Raw genomic sequence first — 2,822 nt, forward strand, 5'->3', positions numbered from 1 at the left:
CGCGCCGCGCCCGCAGATGATGGTGAGCTATGACCCGGCTGTGATGGCCCAGGCCGCGGCGGCGCTGAAGCAGGGCATTGCGCTGGCACCCGAGCGGCTGGACATGCGCATGGGCCTGGCCAAAAGCTACGAAATGGCGGGCCAGCCGGGGCCGCTGCTGCAAACCATCCGCGAAACGCTGGAGGCCCGCAAGAACGGCGGCAAGCCGTGGCTGTGGCGCGACGGTGTGCCGCTGCCGGGGCCGGAAGAAGTCTTCTTGCCGTCTGCCATCGAGCCTTTCGCCAGCAACTATTGGAAGCAGCCCGGCGATAAAGGCCTGGAAAACGGCCGTCCCATTGCGGAGCTGCTGGAGCAGTATTTCCCGCAGAATTCGCTGGGTTACTTTAACATGGGCGTGTATTACGCGCACCTACACAAAACTCAGGAATCGTACGAGAAGATGCAACAGGCCGACGCGCTCGACCCGAACGATATGTCGACGCTGATGAACCTGACGCGCATGGCCATCGAGCTGAAGCAGAAGGATAAGGCCCTGGCGTACCAGGAGCGGCTGCGCAAGCTGCCCAATGGCGGCCCAGCCGCCGACAGCTTCGCCAGCGCCCTGCAGAAGCTCTAGCTTAAGCCGGAGCAAACTGTTCATGAAGAAGCCTTCCCTACTGTGGGGAAGGCTTTTTTGGTTGGGAAATGGCCAGCCAAAACCGGTGCGGGCCGTATAGCCCAGCAACCGGGCCACGGTGGCCCTCGACTTTTTATGCAAAAACCATTTAATCTATTCGCCGCCGTTGAGAATATTTACACGCCGCGGCAGCGCTACGTGCTGCTGGTGGCCTCGCTGCTGGGGCTGGCAGTGCTGATGCTGCTGGGGCTGGCGCAGTACCTCACGGCGTTTCTGGCGGCGGGCATTCTGTTTGTGGTGTTTCGGCCGTGGTGGGTGGCGCTGGTGCACAAGCGGCGCTGGAACGCGCGGCTGGTCACCATCGGTATCCTGCTGATTACGGTGGTGGTGCTGGTGGTGCCGTTCTACGCGCTGAGCTCACTGCTGCTCGACCGGCTGGTTGTCTTCGCCAAGAACCCCGAGCAGATTCTGGAGATAGTACACCGGGTAGAAAAAGCCGTCGGCTTCAAGATTGCCGAGCAGCTGAACGTGCGGCAGGTGCTGCTACAGGCCGGCGCCAAGGTGAGCGGCTGGATACCCACGCTGGCCAGCAGCGCCCTCAACTTTCTGGTGATTGTGGGCCTCATGCTGTTCACGATGTACTACATGTTCATGCAGGAAACCTACTTCCTGCTGGGGCTGCACCGCTACCTGCCGTTCCGCAACGACACGCTGGACAGCCTGGGCGAGTCGCTGAAAAACAACGTGAACGCCAACGTGCTCGGGCAGGTGCTGGTGGCCTTGGTGCAGGCCATCCTGACGGGGCTTACGCTGTGGATTTTTGGCGTGCCCGATGCGCTGTTTTGGGGTGTGGTGGCGTTTTTCATGGCGTTTCTGCCAGTGCTGGGCACGCCGTTGGTGTGGGGGCCGGCGGCGCTCTACCAGTTTTCGGAGGGGCACAACGGGCAGGCCATTGGCATTCTGCTGGTGGGCTTCATCATTATTATCAACGTCGATAACGTGCTGCGCATCATGCTGGCCAAGCGCATGGGCGATATTCACCCCCTCGTGACGCTGGTGGGGCTGGTGCTGGGCGTGGAGATTTTTGGGCTTATCGGGCTGGTGGTAGGGCCGCTGCTGGTGTCGTACTTCCTGGTGCTGATGGAGGTGTTCCGGCGCGAGAACCGGGCCTACCTGCTGGCGCAGGCCCCCACGCCGCCGCCCGTGCTGAACACGCCCACCGCCCCGGAAGGCTAAGGGGCGGAGTACCCCGAAATTTCATTTCGGGATGCAAGAACGAAGCTGTCCATATCGTGCGCCCATCCCTAAATGAAATTTCGGGGTACTCCGCCTGACGGGTCTTGGGCTACCTTTGCGGGCCGCCCACTGGTACCAACCGCGCCCCATGAAAACGCCGAATATTCAGCCCAAAATCACGCCCATCTACCAAACCTCGGTCTTCAAGTTTGAAGACCTGGACGCGGTGCAGCAGTACTTCGACGAGCCGGGCAGCCGCTACCTGTACTCGCGCAACGGCAACCCCAACTCCGACGAGCTGGCCGAAGCCGTGAACCGCTGGGAAGGCGGCGCGGGCGCCGTGGCCACGGGCTCGGGCATGGCGGCCATCTTCGCGGCCCTCATGACCTACTGCCAGGCCGGCGACCACGTGCTGTGCGCGGCCGACATCTACGGCGGCTCGGCGGCGCTGCTGAACCTGGAGCTGTCGCGGCTGGGCATTGCGGTAACGTATGTGCCGTTTGAAAGCCTGTACGACCTGGCGGCCTACGTGCAGCCCACCACCCGCCTGCTGCTGTGCGAAACCATGAGCAACCCGCTGCTGCGCGTGGTGGACCTGCGCGCGGCGGCCGACGAATGCCACCGCCACGGCCTGAAGCTGGTGGTCGATAACACATTTTCGACCCCGGTGCTGACCCGGCCGCTGGCCTATGGGGCCGACCTCGTGCTGCACAGCGTAACCAAGTACCTGGCCGGCCACTCCGACGTGACGGCCGGCGCCGTGGTAGCTCGCACCGCCGACGATGCCGCCCGCCTGCGCCAGATTGGCGTGGTGTTCGGCCTCACGCTCAGCCCCATGGAAAGCTGGCTGAGCGTGCGCGGCATGAAAACCATGCGCCTGCGCGTGGCCGCGCACTCCGATAATGCCCTGGCCGTGGCCGAGTTTCTGGCGGCGCACCCGGCCGTGCAGGCCGTGTACTATCCCGGGCTG

The 2,822-nt window shown here is 63.5% G+C and carries 3 protein-coding genes; all 3 read left to right on the top strand.

Annotation, left to right across the window (positions count from 1 at the left end):
- Positions 1-616, top strand: a 616-nt coding sequence (locus ACYVDE_RS19310) for a tetratricopeptide repeat protein (RefSeq protein ID WP_460503172.1), incomplete at its 5' end; no start/stop codon positions are given.
- Positions 617-751: 135 nt separating this feature from the next.
- Positions 752-1,852 (top strand): AI-2E family transporter, encoded by a 1,101-nt coding sequence (locus tag ACYVDE_RS19315; protein WP_460503173.1) that lies wholly within the window; start codon positions 752-754, stop codon positions 1,850-1,852.
- Positions 1,853-2,000: 148 nt separating this feature from the next.
- Positions 2,001-2,822 (top strand): trans-sulfuration enzyme family protein (locus tag ACYVDE_RS19320; RefSeq protein ID WP_460503174.1); only part of this gene is annotated, 822 nt, incomplete at its 3' end.

This window comes from Hymenobacter agri, from assembly GCF_054778495.1.

Excerpts from the sequence above, each read along its gene's own strand:
- ACYVDE_RS19315 (WP_460503173.1), top strand. The coding sequence starts at position 752 with ATGCAAAAACCATTTAATCTATTCGCCGCCGTTGAGAATATTTACACG.